At 66.5% G+C, this 17,077-nt stretch carries 23 protein-coding genes and 1 pseudogene; 12 read left to right on the top strand and 12 right to left on the bottom strand.

Features of this window, described 5'->3' with window-relative positions; all coding sequences use genetic code 11:
* Positions 1 to 98: 98 nt before the first annotated feature.
* Positions 99 to 467, top strand: a complete 369-nt coding sequence (locus JSQ98_RS12270) for a hypothetical protein (protein WP_211649940.1) — start codon at positions 99 to 101, stop codon at positions 465 to 467.
* A 103-nt stretch (positions 468 to 570) separates the two neighbouring features.
* On the opposite strand, the gene JSQ98_RS15540 is transcribed toward JSQ98_RS12270, so the two are convergent.
* Both JSQ98_RS15540 and JSQ98_RS15130 read right to left on the bottom strand, forming a co-directional pair.
* Positions 571 to 969 (bottom strand): DNA cytosine methyltransferase, encoded by a 399-nt coding sequence (locus JSQ98_RS15540; protein ID WP_430413606.1) that lies wholly within the window; start codon positions 967 to 969, stop codon positions 571 to 573.
* Positions 960 to 1,133, bottom strand: coding sequence for a hypothetical protein (locus JSQ98_RS15130; protein ID WP_249290828.1), 174 nt, complete (start codon positions 1,131 to 1,133; stop codon positions 960 to 962). The genes JSQ98_RS15540 and JSQ98_RS15130 overlap by 10 nt, the downstream gene beginning before the upstream one ends.
* A gap of 626 nt (positions 1,134 to 1,759) precedes the next feature.
* On the opposite strand from JSQ98_RS15130, the gene JSQ98_RS15300 reads away from it, so the two are divergent.
* The 8 genes from JSQ98_RS15300 to JSQ98_RS12230 all read left to right on the top strand — a co-directional run bounded on the left by JSQ98_RS15300 (position 1,760) and on the right by JSQ98_RS12230 (position 5,107).
* Positions 1,760 to 1,882, top strand: a complete 123-nt coding sequence (locus JSQ98_RS15300; RefSeq protein ID WP_255536989.1) for a hypothetical protein — start codon at positions 1,760 to 1,762, stop codon at positions 1,880 to 1,882.
* A gap of 92 nt (positions 1,883 to 1,974) precedes the next feature.
* Positions 1,975 to 2,172, top strand: a complete 198-nt coding sequence (locus JSQ98_RS12260) for a hypothetical protein (RefSeq protein ID WP_211649938.1) — start codon at positions 1,975 to 1,977, stop codon at positions 2,170 to 2,172.
* A 10-nt stretch (positions 2,173 to 2,182) separates the two neighbouring features.
* Complete coding sequence (locus JSQ98_RS12255; protein ID WP_211649936.1) at positions 2,183 to 2,338, top strand: hypothetical protein; 156 nt, start codon at positions 2,183 to 2,185, stop codon at positions 2,336 to 2,338.
* A 283-nt stretch (positions 2,339 to 2,621) separates the two neighbouring features.
* Complete coding sequence (locus JSQ98_RS12250) at positions 2,622 to 2,900, top strand: hypothetical protein (RefSeq protein ID WP_211649934.1); 279 nt, start codon at positions 2,622 to 2,624, stop codon at positions 2,898 to 2,900.
* Between the two features lie 141 nt (positions 2,901 to 3,041).
* Complete coding sequence (locus JSQ98_RS12245) at positions 3,042 to 3,902, top strand: cytochrome c oxidase assembly protein (protein WP_211649933.1); 861 nt, start codon at positions 3,042 to 3,044, stop codon at positions 3,900 to 3,902.
* Positions 3,899 to 4,408, top strand: coding sequence for a DUF2243 domain-containing protein (locus JSQ98_RS12240; protein ID WP_249290827.1), 510 nt, complete (start codon positions 3,899 to 3,901; stop codon positions 4,406 to 4,408). Before JSQ98_RS12245 ends, JSQ98_RS12240 begins: the two co-directional genes overlap by 4 nt.
* A gap of 4 nt (positions 4,409 to 4,412) precedes the next feature.
* Positions 4,413 to 4,823 carry a protease inhibitor I42 family protein gene (locus JSQ98_RS12235; protein WP_211649931.1) on the top strand — a complete coding sequence of 137 codons (411 nt, stop codon included), beginning with the start codon at positions 4,413 to 4,415 and terminating at the stop codon, positions 4,821 to 4,823.
* Between the two features lie 83 nt (positions 4,824 to 4,906).
* Positions 4,907 to 5,107 carry a hypothetical protein gene (locus JSQ98_RS12230; RefSeq protein ID WP_090146358.1) on the top strand — a complete coding sequence of 67 codons (201 nt, stop codon included), beginning with the start codon at positions 4,907 to 4,909 and terminating at the stop codon, positions 5,105 to 5,107.
* Between the two features lie 24 nt (positions 5,108 to 5,131).
* Here the strand turns inward: JSQ98_RS12230 and JSQ98_RS12225 are convergent, their stop codons facing one another.
* The 3 genes and pseudogenes from JSQ98_RS12225 to JSQ98_RS15535 form a co-directional block, all read right to left on the bottom strand.
* On the bottom strand, positions 5,132 to 5,701 hold the full coding sequence (locus JSQ98_RS12225; RefSeq protein ID WP_211649929.1) for a methylated-DNA--[protein]-cysteine S-methyltransferase: 570 nt from the start codon (positions 5,699 to 5,701) through the stop codon (positions 5,132 to 5,134).
* Complete coding sequence (locus tag JSQ98_RS12220; protein ID WP_346728788.1) at positions 5,698 to 6,984, bottom strand: DNA-3-methyladenine glycosylase 2; 1,287 nt, start codon at positions 6,982 to 6,984, stop codon at positions 5,698 to 5,700. The genes JSQ98_RS12225 and JSQ98_RS12220 overlap by 4 nt, the downstream gene beginning before the upstream one ends.
* A 39-nt stretch (positions 6,985 to 7,023) precedes the next feature.
* Positions 7,024 to 7,350 (bottom strand): annotated as a pseudogene (locus tag JSQ98_RS15535) (Ada metal-binding domain-containing protein); the annotation flags it as partial.
* Here JSQ98_RS15535 and JSQ98_RS12215 point away from each other — a divergent pair.
* From JSQ98_RS12215 to solA, 3 genes are all read left to right on the top strand, one after another.
* Positions 7,323 to 7,865 carry a TetR/AcrR family transcriptional regulator gene (locus tag JSQ98_RS12215; protein WP_200330350.1) on the top strand — a complete coding sequence of 181 codons (543 nt, stop codon included), beginning with the start codon at positions 7,323 to 7,325 and terminating at the stop codon, positions 7,863 to 7,865. The pseudogene JSQ98_RS15535 and the gene JSQ98_RS12215 sit on opposite strands and share 28 nt — an antisense overlap.
* A gap of 149 nt (positions 7,866 to 8,014) precedes the next feature.
* On the top strand, positions 8,015 to 9,172 hold the full coding sequence (locus tag JSQ98_RS12210) for an ornithine cyclodeaminase family protein (protein ID WP_211649926.1): 1,158 nt from the start codon (positions 8,015 to 8,017) through the stop codon (positions 9,170 to 9,172).
* A gap of 50 nt (positions 9,173 to 9,222) precedes the next feature.
* The gene (gene solA, locus JSQ98_RS12205; RefSeq protein WP_211649925.1) at positions 9,223 to 10,407 is read left to right on the top strand and encodes an N-methyl-L-tryptophan oxidase; all 1,185 of its coding nucleotides are present in this window, start codon (positions 9,223 to 9,225) and stop codon (positions 10,405 to 10,407) included.
* Positions 10,408 to 10,485: 78 nt separating this feature from the next.
* On the opposite strand, the gene JSQ98_RS12200 is transcribed toward solA, so the two are convergent.
* The 7 genes from JSQ98_RS12200 to JSQ98_RS15435 all read right to left on the bottom strand — a co-directional run bounded on the left by JSQ98_RS12200 (position 10,486) and on the right by JSQ98_RS15435 (position 17,072).
* Positions 10,486 to 10,878 carry a RidA family protein gene (locus tag JSQ98_RS12200; protein WP_211649924.1) on the bottom strand — a complete coding sequence of 131 codons (393 nt, stop codon included), beginning with the start codon at positions 10,876 to 10,878 and terminating at the stop codon, positions 10,486 to 10,488.
* Positions 10,879 to 11,007: 129 nt separating this feature from the next.
* Entirely contained in the window at positions 11,008 to 11,754 is a 747-nt protein-coding gene (locus tag JSQ98_RS12195) for an HpcH/HpaI aldolase family protein (protein ID WP_211649923.1), read from the bottom strand.
* A gap of 47 nt (positions 11,755 to 11,801) precedes the next feature.
* Positions 11,802 to 12,593 (bottom strand): carbon-nitrogen hydrolase family protein, encoded by a 792-nt coding sequence (locus JSQ98_RS12190; RefSeq protein ID WP_211649922.1) that lies wholly within the window; start codon positions 12,591 to 12,593, stop codon positions 11,802 to 11,804.
* Positions 12,594 to 12,701: 108 nt separating this feature from the next.
* Positions 12,702 to 13,592 carry a LysR family transcriptional regulator gene (locus tag JSQ98_RS12185; protein ID WP_211649921.1) on the bottom strand — a complete coding sequence of 297 codons (891 nt, stop codon included), beginning with the start codon at positions 13,590 to 13,592 and terminating at the stop codon, positions 12,702 to 12,704.
* A 2-nt stretch (positions 13,593 to 13,594) separates the two neighbouring features.
* Positions 13,595 to 15,280: an ABC transporter ATP-binding protein gene (locus JSQ98_RS12180; RefSeq protein ID WP_211649919.1), complete on the bottom strand. Its 1,686-nt coding sequence runs from the start codon at positions 15,278 to 15,280 to the stop codon at positions 13,595 to 13,597.
* The gene (locus tag JSQ98_RS12175; RefSeq protein WP_211649917.1) at positions 15,277 to 16,122 is read right to left on the bottom strand and encodes an ABC transporter permease; all 846 of its coding nucleotides are present in this window, start codon (positions 16,120 to 16,122) and stop codon (positions 15,277 to 15,279) included. Before JSQ98_RS12175 ends, JSQ98_RS12180 begins: the two co-directional genes overlap by 4 nt.
* Positions 16,119 to 17,072, bottom strand: coding sequence for an ABC transporter permease (locus JSQ98_RS15435; protein WP_211649915.1), 954 nt, complete (start codon positions 17,070 to 17,072; stop codon positions 16,119 to 16,121). Before JSQ98_RS15435 ends, JSQ98_RS12175 begins: the two co-directional genes overlap by 4 nt.
* Between the last annotated feature and the right edge of the window lie 5 nt (positions 17,073 to 17,077).

Here is a 17,077-nt window from a genome sequence, read left to right as displayed (position 1 = left end):
GTTGCTACATCAGGGCTATGGCCTTAACGGTGCTGCCGTGAATCCACCGGTACTCGCAACTTCGACGGCATGACCCTCACAACACATACACTTGCGGCGTGAAGATCAGTAACGTGACCCGATTGATCGTCGCTGTCTGGGTTGTCGGCTTCACAGTGGGAACGATCACGCACACAATCGATCTGGTTACTGGTGGGCTCAACGTTTACGCCGGATTTCCGATGCCCGTGAGTTGGTTTTGGATCTCGCTCACTGTGCTCGATCCTCTGGTTGTGGTCCTCCTCATCTTGCGATCGCGGGCCGTGGTTCCGATAGCCGTCCTGGTGATGGCCGCGGACGTCACCGTGAACTGGAGCGTTTTCTTCACCGTTGGCGGGCTGTCCCTTTTCGGCGTGATTTCCCAATCCGCATTCGGGGCGATCGTTTTCATCACGTCCAGCCACGTTTGGCAAAGACAACGACGTTGAAGACGTCGACGTGAGCTGTCGGACACCCTCTCGGTTCTCATCGCCTGTCACCGTTGCTGCATGATCGACGGGCTCGGCCTCGCGCTCCTCGGCATCGTGGCGCTCATCCGGGCATTGCGCAACAGAAAGTAGCGACGACCGATCGGTCTTCTGGTTCGTCATGATGGTTTTCTCCTTCGGGAGGTCGAGTGATGTTCGGGGGACACCGAGCCGGGCGAGAGTGTTGATGTCGGTCTCGGTGAGGGTGGGTCGGCGGCCAGTCGGCCACCGCCGCGAAGACGTTGTCCGACGCGTCGCGCTCACCGCGCGGGGCGAGCAGTGCGCCGAGGATCGCGGCAACCGTGAGTGGCGGGACCGCGTTCCCGATCGCGGTTAATTTCTCGCCCTGGTTACCGGGCCAGACCATGTCCGGCGGGAACGACTGCAGCGCGGCCGCCTCGAGGTGGGTGAGCCGAAGTGAGGTGCCCGACTGTTCGCAGAAGACGAGCCCGCCTAGCTCCATGCCGCCGGCGTTCCCGCGGATGGTGAACGCCGGCTGGATGAGTGTTCGGCCTGGTCGACTTCCATGCCGTTCGACCATGCCGCCGCCCATTGTTTCGTCGCAACGGCCTGGCCGTTGAGAAGCCAATCGGGGCGCTCGATCATGAAGCGATCCGCCTTGCTCATGATTGTTCTGTCTGCCCTCGTTCGCGTCCGCGAGCGACCTGTGCCGTGGCGAACCGGAGCGAGGGTCCAACATTTTCGACCTCGAGTTCGAGGTAGGTGCGCTGCCGCCCAGGAAAGACTCAATGACGGGGCGTCACTTGATACCCCTCTCAACAATGACCCAGAACTTGGAGTTCCATTGCCCTCCCGAACTGAACTGTCAGTTGAAGGCGAGAAAGATGAGTAGAGCGGTGAATGAGCCAGCGCGAGGAGGCCGAGATTCAACCGAGCCCGTCGAAGGCAACGCATTCCGTTTCTTCACTACCTGAGGGTTGGTTCTCACTCACGAGGTCTATCAGATCCGGTGGAATCCGCCGTCGGGCTTGATGACCTCCCACCATCACGGCGTCGAACTTTGCCATCGGCGCGAACTTTGGCCATGTTCGCGGCGTGAGCGCGGTCGAGGGCTTTATCGATGTCCGGCGGCCGCGGCGAGCTCGTAGTTGAGGCAGATGATGTCTCCGAGTGGGGTGACCCCCGGCCGCTTCTTCGCGTCGCGACACTTCAAATTGCACTTTTTGCAACGCGCACACGCGGGTGGGCTATGGTCGGGTCAGGGTGGTCGCACCCGGAAAAGAGGCATCATCATGTCCAAAGACAAAGGCCAGAAGGCCGCCAAGAAGCCTGCCGCTTCGACTGCGAAAGAGAAGAAGCAGGCGAAGCGCGACAAGAACCAGGCCGCAGCGAACACGCTGAAGATGGGCAAGTAGGCGGTGTGCCGTCCGACGTCGTCGGGCGGCACCTGCCATCTGGAGAAGTGAGAAGCATCGGCTGGCGGCTGGCGGCTGGGCAGGCTGGCCGCATGCAGCCGCAGCCGAACCCCTTCCTTCCCAGTATCGACACGATCATGGTCCTCACTGTCGTCGCCTCGATCATCGGAAGCCTCGTCTGGCTCGGCCTGCTCTGGGTGATCGTCCGCGGTGCCACGCTCTCCGCCCTCCGCAAGCACTCCGAGGAGCAGGCCGAGCGTCGTCGGAACTCCGCATCTCCGCTGAGCTGACGAACGCGAGTTGACGACGTTCGCGAACGACGCTGCAGTGTCAGCGAGCTTCGGCGATCAGCTTCTCGCGTTCGCCTGTTACCGTTGCCGCATGATCCTCGGGCTCGGCCTCGCACTCCTCGGCATCGTCGTGCTCGTCCGCCGGATGCGAGACCGCAAGAACTGACGCCGGAGTTGCAGCGATTCACGAGCGCCGCCCGGAAAGAGCCGGAGAACGCCGCCGTGGCATCATCCTCTCCAGCGCGGGAGTCGTCAGCGCCGCCCTCGAAGACCGACGTACCAGAAGGGCTCGCGTGAGCGGCGCGTCAGGTCAGTAGCGCCGAACGGGAGGGTTCGCGCTGAGAGCGCGGGTTCGGAACGAGTGTGACGCCTCGCGCTCAGTTGGAACCCTCAGGCTCGGCAGAAAACGCGCGTCACGCGCGTTCCGAGCGAATTGTAGGCTCGAATGCATGACCGGTTCGCAGCAGGATCACCGCGTGCGGCATCTGATCGCGCTCGCGCTCGGTCTCCTCTGCATCCTGTACCTGTTCGTGCAGGCGGGCGATGTGACCACGTACGTGATCCTTCTCGGGTTGAGTTGCGGTGGCGTCGCCGTCGGACATCAGGCGATCCTCCGCTCAGGGCCCCTCGTATGGACCGCGATCATCGGTCTGGTCCTCAGCTACGTGGGCCTGCTGATGGCGATCGGGTTGCTCGTCGTGCGACTCACGCGCACGTTCGGCAGCTGAGGAAGTCAACCCTCCTCTCAGTACACCCACTCGCACGTAGCCTCTGGGCATGAGTTCACGCCCCCTGCACCGACCCCGCTGGGCGAGCGCACTGGCGCGAGCGGGTGACCCCATCACCTGCACAACCGCAGGCGGAGCACCGTGATCCCCGCACACACGCACGGTTCCCCGTCGAGCGGTGTCGGCTCCGACCTCATCGCTCTGCTCCCGGTGCTGGTCGCCATCGCCGTCTACCTCGCCGCGACCGCGATCGGTCGGCAGCGCGGACGATCATGGCCGTGGTTCCGCGCGGTGTTCTGGGTCGCCGGCGTGCTCGCCGCAGCAGCCGGCTTCATCGGTCCGCTCGCCGCAGCCGCGCACGAGTCATTCGTCGCGCACATGGCGGCCCATCTGCTGGTCGGCATGGCCGCACCCCTCCTGCTGGTGCTCTCCGCGCCCATGACGTTGGCGCTGCGGACCCTGAGCGTCGATCCGGCTCGGCGTCTGAGCTGGTTGCTCCGCAGCCCGCTCGCGCGCGTGCTGACGCATCCGGTCGTCGCCGCCGCACTGAACGTGGGCGGGTTGTGGGTGCTGTACCGCACACCGCTGTACGAGCTGATGCAGCGGGACGTGCTGGTGCACCTGCTCGTGATGCTCCACGTTCTGGCTGCCGGATATCTCTACACGTATGCGTTGGTCGGGATCGATCCGTCGCCCCACCGCTCCGGCTTCGTGATGCGCAGCGTCGTCCTGGTGAGTTCGCTCGCTGCGCACGGCATTCTGGCGAAGCTGCTCTACGCGCATCCCCCACCCGGCGTCCCCGTAGCGGATGCGCATACCGGAGCTCGGCTCATGTTCACCGGCGGCGACGCGGTCGACTTCGTGCTGATCGTGCTGCTCTGCGCGGAGTGGTATCGCGCCACGGGCCGACGTCTGGAGGCCACGACCACCACCATGTCAGTCGTCCGGCGCACAGCGACAGGCGCGCGGGGCGGGAGCCGACGCACGAAGGGAGCATCATGATGGGCACGAGCAGTCGGATGGGAGGGTCTCCGCTGCGTTTCCGCTCCTACTGGGCCGGCTTCCTGCTCGGCGTGGCCATGATGGCGGCGATCGATGAGATCGTCTTCCACCAGATCCTCGCCTGGCATCACTTCTACGACAACGCCAGCCCGGACATCGCCATCCTCTCCGACGGGCTGTTGCACGCGGCCGAGCTCTTCGGCTTCGTCTTCGGGTTCTTCCTCATGCTCGATGCGCGTCGGCGTCGCACGTTCTGGGCCGCCGCCGCCTGGGCGGGGTTTCTGGTGGGGCTCGGGTTGTTCCAGCTCTGGGACGGGATCGTCGACCACAAGATTCTTCGGCTCCACCAGATCCGCTACGGGGTCGAACTGCTGCCCTACGATGTCGCCTGGAATGTCGCCGGTGCGCTGCTCCTCGTCTCCGGCCTCATCTGGACCGCGGTGCTCGCCAGACGGGGAACGCCCGGGAGAGCGGAAGACAGTGCGACGCCCCAGCCGATATCGTGAGCGCATGAGATCTCGCGCGCTGCCCGCCCTTGCGTTCGCAGCTGCGGCACTTTCAGCAGTCGTGCTCTCGGGGTGCGCTGCTCCGGCGAGCGTCACCGTCGGATACGAGGAGTCATCGGTCACGATCGAGGACGGGACGGAACTCGTCATCGACTTCGGCGAGGTCAACGCGTCGGTCGGCTCGGACTGGGTGATGATCAGTGAACCCGACCCCTCCGTATTGACGCACGGGGAGAAGGTGAGCGAGTACGCCGGCGAGGAGGGCAGCGTGGGCGGACCGAGCGAACTCGCGTACCGGTTCACCGCGACCGGCACCGGAATGACGAAGGTCCAGTTCGAGTACCAGTTCCGCGGCGCTGTGCCCGACGATCCGACCGAGCAGAGAACAGCGCTGATCGACGTCTCGGTGGAGTGAACGGCTCGCCGATTCGCGCGCAACACGCACAGATTTTCTACCGCAATGTGACGGATGCGCCCGACACCTTGTAACTTGTCAGTATGGATACGACAAGTTTTCAGCGCCTCCCGAAGAGCATTCAGCAGATCGTGCTCGATGGCCTGGACAACGAAGTGCAGGCCGGGCTCGAGCGCCTCGACAATGCGAAGAAGGACGGAACGCTCGCTCCCGAGCAGACCGCCGCGCTCGAGGGCGACATTCGCCGTGCAGCAGAGCTGCGCAATCGCTACTCGCCGGCCTGAGCCTCCCGCCCGACTCCGGCGACCTCAATCGGAGAACAGCTCACGCTGGAGCGCACCTTCGTGCTGCAGCAGGCGCGTCTTGATATCCACGCCGAAGAGGTAGCCGCCCAGACCTCCGTCGCTGCGCACGATGCGGTGGCAGGGCACGACCAGAGCGACGAGATTGTTGGCGCAGCCCGACGCCGCCGCTCGCACCGCAGACGGGCGACCGGCGAGCCCGGCCAATTCGGTGTAGGTCACGGCTCGGCCAGCCGGCACCTCGCGGAGCGCGCGCCACACGTCGCCGCGGAACGGCGTCTCCGGCTGACGCACCACCAGTCCATCGATGGCGGTCACGTCGCCGTCGGCGTAGGCGCGCAGCGCGTCGGCGATCGGGTCGGCAACCGGGCCAGGGGCCGCAGCGGCGTCGGTGATCCCGCGCTCGGCGGCGCCCGCGTCGATGCTGCGGAGACGCGCCGTGAGCGACTCCGCCTCAGGATCGAGCTCGGTGGCGAAACCGGCGGCGCGAATGGCCCCGTCCTCGGGCGACCAGATCGCGTGGAACGGCGCTCCGACGATATCGACGACGGTGCGCGTGAGTGGGCTGGTGGTCATACGAGGTCCTTTCGTGCAGACGAGGCGAGGAAGTCGGCCCAGAGGTGCTGGGTCGCGTAGCTGCGGTAGGGGCGCCAGGGTTCGGCGATCCGTTCGGCCGCCCTCGGGGCAGGATCGCCCAGCGCTCGGCGCAGGATCAGATCTCCGGCGGGATAGGCGTCGGGATCGGCCAGCGCCCGCATCGCGATCATCTCGACGGTCCACGGTCCGACCCCGCGCAGCGCGGCGAGTTCGCGCCGCGCATGTTCGCGGTCGGCGCTCGCACTGACATCGAGCCCGCCGGCGAGGGCGACGGCGAGCGAACGCAGCGTCTCGGCGCGACTGCGCGTGAGGCCGAGCGCCTCGCGCAGCTCGTCGGCCGATTCTCGGGCGATCGCAGCGACGTCGAGCCCACCGTGGAATCCGGCGGCTGCGGCGACCCCGGTGAGGGGCCGTGCGAAGCGCGCCGCGAGACGCCCCTGCAGGGTGCGAGCGGCGGCGAGCGACACCTGCTGGCCGAGCACCGTGCCGAGCGCCGTCTCATGGGCCGACCGCGCCGCCGGCATGCGCAGGCCGGGGCGTGCGGCTACCAGGGGCGCGAGCCGAGGATCTGCGCCGAGCGCTTCGGAGATCTGCAGGGGATCGGCGTCGAGGTCGAGCATCTGCCGCACGATCTCGATGGCGCGCATCGCGTCGGAGAGAGACGGCAGCTCGAGGGCCACCGGGATCGCGATCGTCGCTCCGTGCTCGGCCGGCTCCCCCGCTGCCTCCGGCACTTCGCCCCAGTGCACACGCGCGACGGCGGTGCCTCCGCCGACGTCGAGTGCGTGCTCGGTCGAGCCGTCGAGTCCGATGACGTCTCGTCCCGGAATGGCGTGAGCGACGAGCGACGCTCGCAGGGCGGCCGCGTCGTAGGGTGCGCGGGTGCGCATCCGCAGTGCGAGCATGGGTCGCTCGTCGGAGCTCGGTCCGGAGGCGGCCTCGCCGTGACGCCGAGCCAGCTTCGACGGCGCCACGCCGAATTGCTCGCGCATCACCTCGCCGAACTGCCGGAGACTGCCGAACCCCGCAGCGAACGCGATATCCGCGAGCGGGAGATCGGTCTCGTCGATGAGCGCCCGTGCCGCGTGCGCGCGGCGCGTGAGCGCGAGCTGCAGCGGCCCGGCGCCGACTTCTTCGATGAGGATGCGGCGCAAGTGCCGCTCACTCACCGCGAGCTCCCTCGCCAGCCCTGCGACACCCGCCGCGTCGACGGCGCCATCGCGGATGCGGCGCACGGCTCGGCCGACCAGGTCACCGCGCACGTCCCACTCCCGCGTGCCCGGCACGGCCTCCGGCCTGCACCGCTTGCACGCCCGGAATCCCGCGGCGACGCATGCAGCCGCGCTCGGGAAGAAACGGCAGTTCCCCGGCAGCGGTTTTCTGGCCGGGCATGACGGCCTGCAGTAGATTCCCGTGCTCGTCACCCCGAGGTAGAACCGCCCGTCCCACCGCCCGTCGCGTCCGGAAGCCGCACGATAGCAGGCGTCGAAATCGAGCGGGAGGGCTGGGGGCGGCGGGGTCACGTGACTATCTTCGCTGGCTGGAGCCCGCCGCGCACGCCGGAATCGGACATGGCGGTGCGACGAGTACGCTCGACAGCATGAAAGACCTCTCCGGCCGCGAGGCATTGCTGCGCGCCACCGTGATCGTCGTCTCCGCCGGCGGACTCCGGGCGCTGACGTATCGCGCGGTCGCCGCCGAGGCCGGCGTCTCTCACGGGCTGGTGCGCCACCACTTCGGAACGCGGGATCAGCTCGTCGCCGAGGCGATGGAGTACGCCATCGACGAGAGCCTCAGAGGCTCGAACATGGTCGGAGACGCGTTGACGCCAGCGACGTTCGCCGCTGGCATCGAGTCGCTGGCCGATCGCGAGAGCGGGATGCAGGCGTTCCAGTACGAGCTCCTGCTCGAGTCCCGACGTCGACCTGAACTGCGGCCGCTCGCGGAGCGCCACTATCTCGCGTACCGGGAGGCGATCTCACGTCAGTTGGCCCGCCTCGGCGTGCGCGACGCTGAGCTGACCGAGCTCATCTGGTTCACCCTCGATGGCATCGTGTTCAAGCAGTTGGTGCTGCCGGAGGGCGTGGAGCCGGCGCTCGCGCGGCTCCGGGCCCTCGTGGCCCAGGCCCAGAGCGCGGACTGAACCGGCGCGCGCGATCCGGGGCCTCCGAGGTGCGCTTCGCACTTGACTATCCATATGGATAGTTCTAGGGTGGTCCCACCCGACCCGAGTCTGCACGCGCAGACCATCCCGAGCACCGCAGCCGGGAACGATCGAAGGGACACACCGACGTGCCGCAGCCCCAGACCACCAGTGACACCTCGAACGACACCCGCATCGACTTCCTGTACCTCAGCGAATCCGACATGATCCGCGCCGGGGTCACCGACATGCCCGCCTGCGTCGACACGATGTCGGACATGCTCGGCCTCTTCGCGGCGGGCGACTACCGGATGGCCGGCACCGAGAACAACTCGCACGGCGCGCAGATCTTCTTCCCGGAGCACGAGACCTTCCCCGGGATGCCAGTGGACGGGCCGGATCGCCGCTTCATGGCGATGCCCGCCTACCTGGGCGGCGACTACCAGGCGGCCGGATGCAAGTGGTACGGGTCGAATGTGGCGAACAAGGAGCGCGGTCTGCCGCGCTCGATCCTGATGTTCACGCTCAGCGACAAGGACACGGGCGCGCCGCTCGCGATCATGTCGGCGAACCTGCTGAGCGCGTACCGCACGGGCGCGATTCCCGGCGTCGGAGCACGCTACCTCGCCCGCGACGACGCCCGGGTGGTCGGCATCGTGGGGCCCGGCCCGATGAACCGGACCTCGCTCGAGTCGTTTCTCGCCGTGCGACCCGGCATCGACACGGTGCGCGTCTTCGGCCGGAGCCAGGGCGGCATCGACACCTTCATCGCCTGGGCCACCGAGAAGTTTCCGCAGCTCGCCATCGAGCAGGTCGACAGCTTCGAAGCCGCCGTGCGCGGATCCGACATCGTGAGCATCGCAGTGCCCAGTCAGTCGGGTTCGGAGCACTACCCCCTCGTTCGCGACGAATGGGTGAAGCCCGGCGCCTTCGTCTGCTGCTCGGCGCATCTCGCCGTCGAGGAGTCGCTCGTACAGCGCTCGCGCCACGTCGCCGACGCTCGGAAGATCTACCAGGCGTGGGCCGAGGAACTGCCGGAACCCGCCCATGAGACGGTCGGCATCTGGGGCATCCATCTCGTCGACCGCGTGCGCGACGGCCGGATGGCGCCAGAGCAGTTCGAAGACGTTGGCGAGATCATCCGCGGAATCACCCCCGGCCGCACCGACGACGACGAGATCTTCATCTACTCGGTGGGCGGCATGCCCGTCGAAGACGTCGCCTGGGCGACGCAGGTCTACCGCAATGCCGTGCGCGACGGAATCGGCACGAAGCTGAACCTCTGGGACACTCCGGCACTCGCTTAGGCGACCCGCGACACCGCACGAGCCACGACACCACAGGAGATAGAGGACTCATGGAACTTCAGCACGCAGACGTGATCGTCATCGGCGCCGGCACTGTCGGCTCGATGGCCCTCTGGCAGCTCAGCAAGCGCGAAGGCCTCACGGTCGTCGGCATCGAGCAGTACGGGCCCGTGCACCCGCACGGCTCCTACGCAGGCGAATCCCGCGTCTTCCGCACCGCCGTGCACGAGGGCGGCACCTACGTCGGCATGATCCAACGCTCGCGCGAGCTCTGGCGCGAGCTGGAGCGGGAATCGGGCCGCGACATCTACGCCGAGGTGGGCTGCCTGAGCATCGCCCCCGAGGGCTTCCCCGATCTCGAGACGGCGATCGGCACCGTACGGCAATTCGACATTCCGCACCGCCTCCTCAGCACGGAAGACCTGCGCGCCCAGTACCCGCAGCACCGCATCGCCGACGGAGACGTCGCACTCCTCGACGAGCACGGCGGCGGCCTGCGCCCGGAGGTCGCCGTGATGTCGGCGCTCGACCTCGCCGAGGCGAACGGCGCCGAACTGCACTTCAACACCCCGGTGCTCGAGCTCGAAGAGCGCGGCAGCGGCGTCGTGGTGCGCACGACGCAGGGCGCCTGGCTCGCGCGCACGGTGGTCGTCGCCTCGGGATCCTGGTCGACGCGCCTCTCCCCGGAGCTGAACGATCTGCTGCGCCTGCAGGTGCTCGGCCTCACCTGGTTCATGCCGCGGCACCCCGAGCAGTTCGTGCCAGAGCGGTTCCCCGCCTTCTTGCGCGATGCCGGGCCGATCCACTTCTTCGGGGCGCCGAGCTTCGACGGCTACTCCTTCAAAGCGTGCACGAACCCGGAGTGGCCGGTGTTCCGCGACGTCGACGACGTGCCCGTGTCGCACACGCGCGCCGAGCTCATCAAGATCGGCCAGCGCGCCTCCGAACTCTTCCCCGGCATCAACCCTGAGCCGGTGCGGCAGAGCGTGCACCACTGCGCGTACACCCCTGACCGCTTGCCCGTCGTCGACCGCAGCGCGAGCGGCCGGGTGGTCACGGTGACCGGACTCTCGGGCCACGGCTTCAAGTTCTCACCGCAGCTCGGCGAATGGGCGGCGCAGCTCGCCGCGGGCGACGACCTCGACGCGGTGACGGGGTGGGATCCGCGCTTCGCCCTCCCCGCGCACCTCGAGCGGCTCGCGGCGACCGGCCCCTACACCGGCGGCGGGCACTAGCCCGACACCGAGGGTTCCGATCGAGCTCAAGCGAAGCTTCGGTGATCGAACGCTCGCGGTCGCACGGAACCCTCGGCCTCACGGGCCGTCTCGGGCGAAGGGCACCGCGATCCAGCCTTCGATCTCCACGAGCAGATGCGGCTGAGCCAAAGCTGCGACAATTGCGAGCGAGTGCCCGGGTACGTCACCCTCCGGAAACCACCGTTTGAGCACCGCGTTGCGCGCCGACGCGTACGCCGGCATGTTCTCGGGCCCGACGAGGAACGTCATCAGTCGCACGATCGACGCCGGGGTGCCGCCCGCGGCGGCGATCAGCACTTCGATGTTGCGCAGCGTGTTGCGCGTCTGCTCCCCGATATCGGTAGGCACCACGCCGTCGCGGCCCGCCCCCACCTGTCCCGAGATGAACACCCACTCGACTGGCCCCGACACCGCGGCGAGATGCGAGTACGCACCCACGGGAGCAGCCACCGTATCCGGAGAGTATCGACGGATCATCGAGCGCCCTCCGAGGAGGATCGGCCCACACCGATCTCCCCTGCCACGTTGAGCACCGCGGTACCCCGGACGAGCGAAGCGCTCCGCCGGGGCACCGTTCGCTCAGCTCGCGGACTTCGCAATGAGATCGTCCATGAGTGACCGTGCGTTTCCGTATCCTTCGGCGATGGCCGCATGCTGCATGGTCAGCAGCACGTAATCGGCTTCCTCTGCCACTGCGAACTCCTTCTCGATCTGCGTCCAAGCGGGGAGCACCCAGGGCTTCTCCTGCGCGCGAACCGCGGCGATCACCTTCCGAAAGTCTTCGAAGTCGGCCTCCGTCTGGCGGTACACCCCGCGACCTCGCATGAGCGAGAGGTCTCCCGGCCCGATGAACACTCCGTCGACGGTCGGGAGGGCTGCGATCTCGTCGATGTCTCGGAGCGCACCGGGGTCCTCTACCATGGGGAACACCTTGATCTCCCGGTCCTGAGCGGAGACCCAGGAATCGTCGTACCCGCTGTAATTCATGGTGCGACCACCCGCGAGACTCCGCGTGCCGAGGGGTGGGAACTTGGCGAAGTCGGTGACCCGCTTCGCATGCTCGAGGCCCTCGATGTGAGGAATGATCACGCCATCGGAGCCGAAGTCGAGCGCCTGCTGGATCGCTCCGCGCTCGGGCACGAGCACTTTCGAGAGCACCTCGAGCCCGAGTCCTTTCAACACGGGTACGAACCGCTCCAGGATCGAGAGATCGAACGCGCCGTGCTCGATATCGAGCACCACGAAGTCGTAACCGAGATTTGCGACGATCTCCCCTGTCGCGACGCTGGAGTCGGAGAGCCAAGCGCCCTGTTTGAGTGCGGACATGTGTGTGTTCCTTTCTGAAGTGGTGAGAGAGCGGAGTCGAGCGCCGACTACGTCGAGATCGTGAATCGGCGGTTCGCGAGCGAGGGATTGGTCTGCCGCACCTCCGCGATTCGGTCCGGGTGGATTGCAGCGGTCGCGACACCATTGCGCTCGCCGATCTCGCCGAGCACGAGACCCATCGGGTCGACGATCAAGCTGCCTCCGACGCCGAGCGGCGGCCCTTGCGATATCGCCGCCACGTACAACGTGTTCTCGATGGCCCGTGCTCGGGCGAGCGTCTGCCAGTGATCCTCTTTTCGCGGGCCGGGCACCCAGGCAGCCGGGTAGACGATCACGTCAACACCCGCATCGGCGTGCTGACGTGCGGCTTCGGGAAAGCGGAGGTCGTAACAGGTCAGGAGTCCCACCCGGACCCCATGAACATCGAACGTCACGGCTCCGTCGAGCGCGCCGGGGCAGATGTGATCTGACTCTTTGAATCCGAACGCATCGTACAGATGCGCCTTGTGATACACCGCAGTCAGTCCTGCATCCGGCGTCACGACGACGAGAGAGTTGTACGCACGAGTCTCCCCGGGAATCTCCTCGAGTACGCCCGCGATGATTGCCACGCCGGTTCGCTCCGCGACCTGTGCGAGGCCGGAGACGAACGGGCCGTCGAGCGGCTGCGCCTGCGCGAGGACCTCGGGAGTGAGCGCTGCCACGCCGATCATCGCGAATTCCGGGAAGACGGCGACGTCAGCCCCTTCGGCCGCCGCCGCCTCGGTGACGCGACCGATCTCAGCGAGATTCGCTCCGACATCGTCACTCGAGACGATCTGACATATGGAGAGTTTCATGGTGTTCCTTTCCTGATGAAGTACGGATTTGAGGGTTTTTGGGATCGCTCGTCTCTGCCAGCTCCTGCGTGCTGGGATGGCGGAGTCGTCCACGCGGCCGCGGGAGTGTCAGCCCCCCGACGTGCACTCGGCGATGCAGTGCTCGACGAAGGCGCGACCCACGGAATCCAGGCGGCGCGGGTACCAGGAGACTGACGCGGTCATGCTCGCCCGCGGCTTGACGAGCTTGCGGTAGACGACGCCATTCGGCTGAATCGCCTCGAACGACTCCGGCGCGAACGACACCCCCATTCCCGCCGACACGAGCCCCGCGTGATCGAGATAGGACCCGTACGCGTTGACGCTCCGCGGCGAGAAGCCGGCGTTCATGCACGCCGCCACGACCGAATCGAAGCCCATCGGGTTCGCCGCGCGAGGACCTTGGATCAACCGCTCGCCGCGGAGCTGCCCGAAGCTCACCTCGTCATAGGCCTCCAAAGGATGGCCGCTCGGCAGGCAGACCATGTAGTCCTCGCTGAACAGGTCCACAGCCGAGACGTCTTTGAGGTCGGGACGTGTGAGGAGCACCGCGACGTCGACGCTCCCCTGCTCCAGTTCCTCGATGAGCGTGCTCGTGGCGAGACTGCGCACGAGCACCTCCGCCTCCGGGAAATGCGACTGGAACGAACGGATCGCCCGAGCGGGCGATGCGAAGAGCATCGCGGGCACGACGCCGATGCGCACCCGGCCGAAGTGGGCTTCCCTCGCATCCTCCAGGAGCTGCGAGATCTCACGCATCGAATCGAGCACGTTCCGACAGCGGAAGTAGAACTCACGGCCAGCCTCCGTCGTGGTGATCGGGCGCGTCGTGCGGTCGATGAGCTGCACACCCACGTCCTTCTCCAGACGAGCGATCTGTTGGGAGAGTGCGGGTTGCGTGATGAAGAGTTCATCCGCGGCTTGCCGGAAGCCGCCAGCATCGACGAGCGCGACGAACGCTTCCAGGCGACGGGTTTCCATCGTCAGGCCCGTTTCGCAGCGAGGCGCAGCTCGCGGCGCTCCCGCTGCACCTCGGGATCGGGAACGGGCGCCGCGGCGATGAGTCGCTTCGTGTAGTCGTCCTGCGGGTGGTGCAACACCTGCTCAGTAGCGCCCTGTTCGACGACGTCGCCGTGACGCAGCACCACGACACGGTTGGAGAGCGTCTCGACGACAGACAGGTCATGGCTGATGAACAAGCATGAGAATCCGAGTTCGCGCTGCAGGCCGAGAAAGAGATCCAGCACCTGCGCCTGCACCGATACATCGAGTGCCGATGTCGGCTCGTCCGCGATCATCAGGATCGGCTTCGTCGCGATTGCTCGAGCGATGCCGATGCGTTGCCGCTGTCCGCCCGAGAGTTCGTGCGGAAAGCGGTCCACCCAGTCGGGGTTGAGCTGCACCTGTTCGAGCAGTTCCTGCGCCCGCGCCCGTCGCTTTCGACCGTCGCGCTCCAGCCCCTGCCACTGCAGCGGGTCGCTGATCGCCTGGCCGATGGTGCGACGAGGATTGAGCGACGAAGCCGGATCCTGGAAGACCATCGTCACATGCTCGCGGAGCTGACGCATCGCCACGCGGCCGCGACCCGCGATGCGCTCCCCTTCGACTTCGAGCACCCCCTCGGAGACCGGCAAGAGCCCGATGGCCGCCTTTCCAATGGTCGACTTGCCCGAACCGGATTCTCCAACGAGCCCGACGATCTCACCCTTGGCGACCTGCAGATCGATCCCGTTGATCGCCTGGAAGCCCGGCCGACGCCACCGGCCCGGGTAGCGAATGACCGCCTGATCGAGCTCCAGCACGACCTCTGGCAACACGGTGAGCGCGGTCACGCCATCGATGCGCAGTTTGGCATTGGACGACTCGAGGAAGTCCTTCGCGCGGCCGAGATGGGGCACCGATGCGAGCAGTTGTCTCGTGTATTCCTCACGCGGGTGAGCGAATAGCTCCCGCGAAGGCGCCGCCTCGACCACCGCTCCGTCTTTCATGACGACGACGTCATCGGCGACGTCCGCCACCACGCCCATATCGTGCGTGATGATGAGGACTCCCATGCCGAGTCGCTCCTGAAGCTCGGCGATGAGATCGAGGATCTCGGCCTGCACCGTGACGTCGAGGGCGGTCGTCGGCTCGTCGGCGATCAGCAGCTCCGGTTCGCTCGAGATCGCCATGGCAATCATCGCGCGCTGACGCTGGCCTCCGGAGAGCTGGTGGGGGTAATCGTCGACCTTCGTTTCCGGTTCAGGCATGTGCACGTCGCGCAGAAGTGCGATCGCTCGCTTCCGTGCTTCCTGAGCACTGATGTCCCGATGGCTGCGCAACGCCGCGATCAACTGCTGTCCGATCGTGTACACCGGGTTCATCGCCGTCATCGGCTCTTGGAAGATCGTCGCGATGCGCGAACCACGGAGCTTCCTCAGTTCACGATCGGAGAAGCGCGTCACGTCCACGCCGTCGAACGAAATCGTTCCGCTGCGCCGCGTGTTCGGTGGAAGGAGGTCGAGGATCGACATCGACGTCACCGACTTGCCGGAGCCGGATTCGCCGACCAGCGCGAGCGTCTTGCCCTTCTCGAGGGAGAAGGATACCTCGTGCGTCACCTCGCGCCATCCGTCCGGCGTCTGAAACTCGACGGAGAGTCGATCGATTGTCAGAAGTGCTGTGCTCATGATCGCTGCTTCGCTTTCGGGTCGAGAAGGTCGCGGAGCGCGTCGCCAAGGATGCCGAACGCGAGGATGGTGAGGACGACGACGGCACCGGGAACGAGCAGCGCGTGCGGATCCGTTGTGAGGTACCGCTGCCCCTGTGCCACCATCGATCCCCAGGACGGGGTCGGTGGGACCACGCCGAGACCGAGATAGCTGAGGCCCGATTCCAGCAGAATCGCCGCAGCCATGGTCAGCGAGAACTGCACGATGATCGGAGCCGACACATTCGGAAGGACGGTGCGAAAGAGAATCACGGGCGTAGGGGCGCCGAACGTCTTCGCCGAGTCGACGTACTCCTCGCGCTTCACTGACAGCACCTGTCCATACGTGATCCTGGCGAATATCGGTGCGAACAGCACCCCCATGGCGATGATGAGCGTCACGGAACCGGGACCGTACAGCGTGACCGCGAGCAGTGCCAGAATGATCGGCGGGAATGCGAGCACGACGTCGACGACGAGACGCATGGTGATGAACTCGGTGACGCCGTTGAAGTAGGCGCCGAGCAGTCCGAGCAGTGTTCCCAGAGCGGTCGCGAGGAGGGTGGCTCCGAGTGCGATGAACAGCTCGATCTGCGCGCCGTACATGATGCGCGACAAAATGTCGCGACCGAGTTCGTCGGTGCCGAGCAAGTGCCCTTCCGAGAAGGGCGGCAGCAGACGCAGCGCCACGTTCTGGGAGATCGGATCGTACGGTGCGATGAGGGGCGCCAGCACCATGACCACGAGCATCACGATGAGGTAACCGGCCATGACGGCGCGGAGCGGCGTGATCGCCTGGCGCACACGGGGATGGAGTTTCATGATCGCCTCACTCGCGGATCGAGAATGCCGTAGATGACATCGACGACGATGTTGATCAGGATGAACATCAGCGCGATCACGATGACGATGCCCTGGACGACCGGATAGTCGCGGTTCGTGACGCCGTCGACGAGCAGGCTCGACATCCCCGGATAGTTGAAGACGCGCTCCACGAGAACCGTGGAGCCGAGCAGTGTGCCGAAACCGATGCCGATGACGGTGACGACCGGGGTCAACGAGTTCCGCAGCACGTGCCTGCTGAACACCGTGAAGGGTGCCAAGCCGATCGACTTCGCGGTGCGCACCCAGTCCTGCCCCTGCACCTCGAGCACGGCAGACCGCGTCATTCGGGCGATCTGCGCCGAGAATCCGACCGCGAGAGAAGTCGCCGGGAGGGCGAGCGACCAGATGGCGCCCAGGGGATCCTCTCCGATGTCGACATACCCGCCAGCCGGGAACCAGTTGAACGTGATCGAGAACAGCAGGATCAGCACGGCGCCGAACACGAACACCGGCAGGGCCACACCGATCGAGCTGAGCGCGGTGACCGCGGTGTCGATCCAGCCGCCGCGCCGCGCCGCGATCGCGCCCAGCGCGACGCCGAAGACGATCGACAGGAGCGTCGCGAACCCGACGAGGAGAAGGGTCCGAGGCAGCCTCGCGCCGATGGCTTCGAGCACGGGCTGCGAGGTTCTGAACGAGTCGCCGAGGTCGCCCGTGAACACACCGCCGAGAAACTGCAGGTATTGCACGAATATCGGCTGGTTCAGGCCCAGCTGTTCACGCACTCGGTCGACAGCCTCGGGCGTCGGGGCTCCTCCGTCGCCGACGCTGAGGAGAAGCACGGCCGGGTCTCCCGGAACGAAATGCAGCGCTGAGAAGATGAGCGTGAGCACGAGGAGCACGAGGCCCACGCCCATCGCCAAGCGCCTCGCAATGAAGGCAAGCACGATGA

It is taken from the genome of Leucobacter manosquensis (assembly GCF_018304845.1).
In the GTDB taxonomy this organism is placed as follows: domain Bacteria; phylum Actinomycetota; class Actinomycetes; order Actinomycetales; family Microbacteriaceae; genus Leucobacter; species Leucobacter alluvii.
Note: the sequence above shows the minus strand (reverse complement) of the source record. Positions and strands in the feature narration are given on the sequence as shown.

Bases quoted from the DNA above. Each gene is read 5' to 3' on its own strand.
- JSQ98_RS15540 (WP_430413606.1), bottom strand. From the start codon at position 969: ATGGAGCTAGGCGGGCTCGTCTTCTGCGAACAGTCGGGCACCTCACTT.
- JSQ98_RS15130 (WP_249290828.1), bottom strand. From the start codon at position 1,133: ATGAGCAAGGCGGATCGCTTCATGATCGAGCGCCCCGATTGGCTTCTC.
- JSQ98_RS15300 (WP_255536989.1), top strand. From the start codon at position 1,760: ATGTCCAAAGACAAAGGCCAGAAGGCCGCCAAGAAGCCTGCCGCTTCG.
- JSQ98_RS12260 (WP_211649938.1), top strand. From the start codon at position 1,975: ATGCAGCCGCAGCCGAACCCCTTCCTTCCCAGTATCGACACGATCATG.
- JSQ98_RS12250 (WP_211649934.1), top strand. From the start codon at position 2,622: ATGACCGGTTCGCAGCAGGATCACCGCGTGCGGCATCTGATCGCGCTC.
- JSQ98_RS12240 (WP_249290827.1), top strand. From the start codon at position 3,899: ATGATGGGCACGAGCAGTCGGATGGGAGGGTCTCCGCTGCGTTTCCGC.
- JSQ98_RS12235 (WP_211649931.1), top strand. From the start codon at position 4,413: ATGAGATCTCGCGCGCTGCCCGCCCTTGCGTTCGCAGCTGCGGCACTT.
- JSQ98_RS12230 (WP_090146358.1), top strand. From the start codon at position 4,907: ATGGATACGACAAGTTTTCAGCGCCTCCCGAAGAGCATTCAGCAGATC.
- JSQ98_RS12225 (WP_211649929.1), bottom strand. From the start codon at position 5,701: ATGACCACCAGCCCACTCACGCGCACCGTCGTCGATATCGTCGGAGCG.
- JSQ98_RS12215 (WP_200330350.1), top strand. From the start codon at position 7,323: ATGAAAGACCTCTCCGGCCGCGAGGCATTGCTGCGCGCCACCGTGATC.
- solA (WP_211649925.1), top strand. From the start codon at position 9,223: ATGGAACTTCAGCACGCAGACGTGATCGTCATCGGCGCCGGCACTGTC.
- JSQ98_RS12195 (WP_211649923.1), bottom strand. From the start codon at position 11,754: ATGTCCGCACTCAAACAGGGCGCTTGGCTCTCCGACTCCAGCGTCGCG.
- JSQ98_RS12190 (WP_211649922.1), bottom strand. From the start codon at position 12,593: ATGAAACTCTCCATATGTCAGATCGTCTCGAGTGACGATGTCGGAGCG.
- JSQ98_RS12185 (WP_211649921.1), bottom strand. From the start codon at position 13,592: ATGGAAACCCGTCGCCTGGAAGCGTTCGTCGCGCTCGTCGATGCTGGC.
- JSQ98_RS12180 (WP_211649919.1), bottom strand. From the start codon at position 15,280: ATGAGCACAGCACTTCTGACAATCGATCGACTCTCCGTCGAGTTTCAG.
- JSQ98_RS12175 (WP_211649917.1), bottom strand. From the start codon at position 16,122: ATGAAACTCCATCCCCGTGTGCGCCAGGCGATCACGCCGCTCCGCGCC.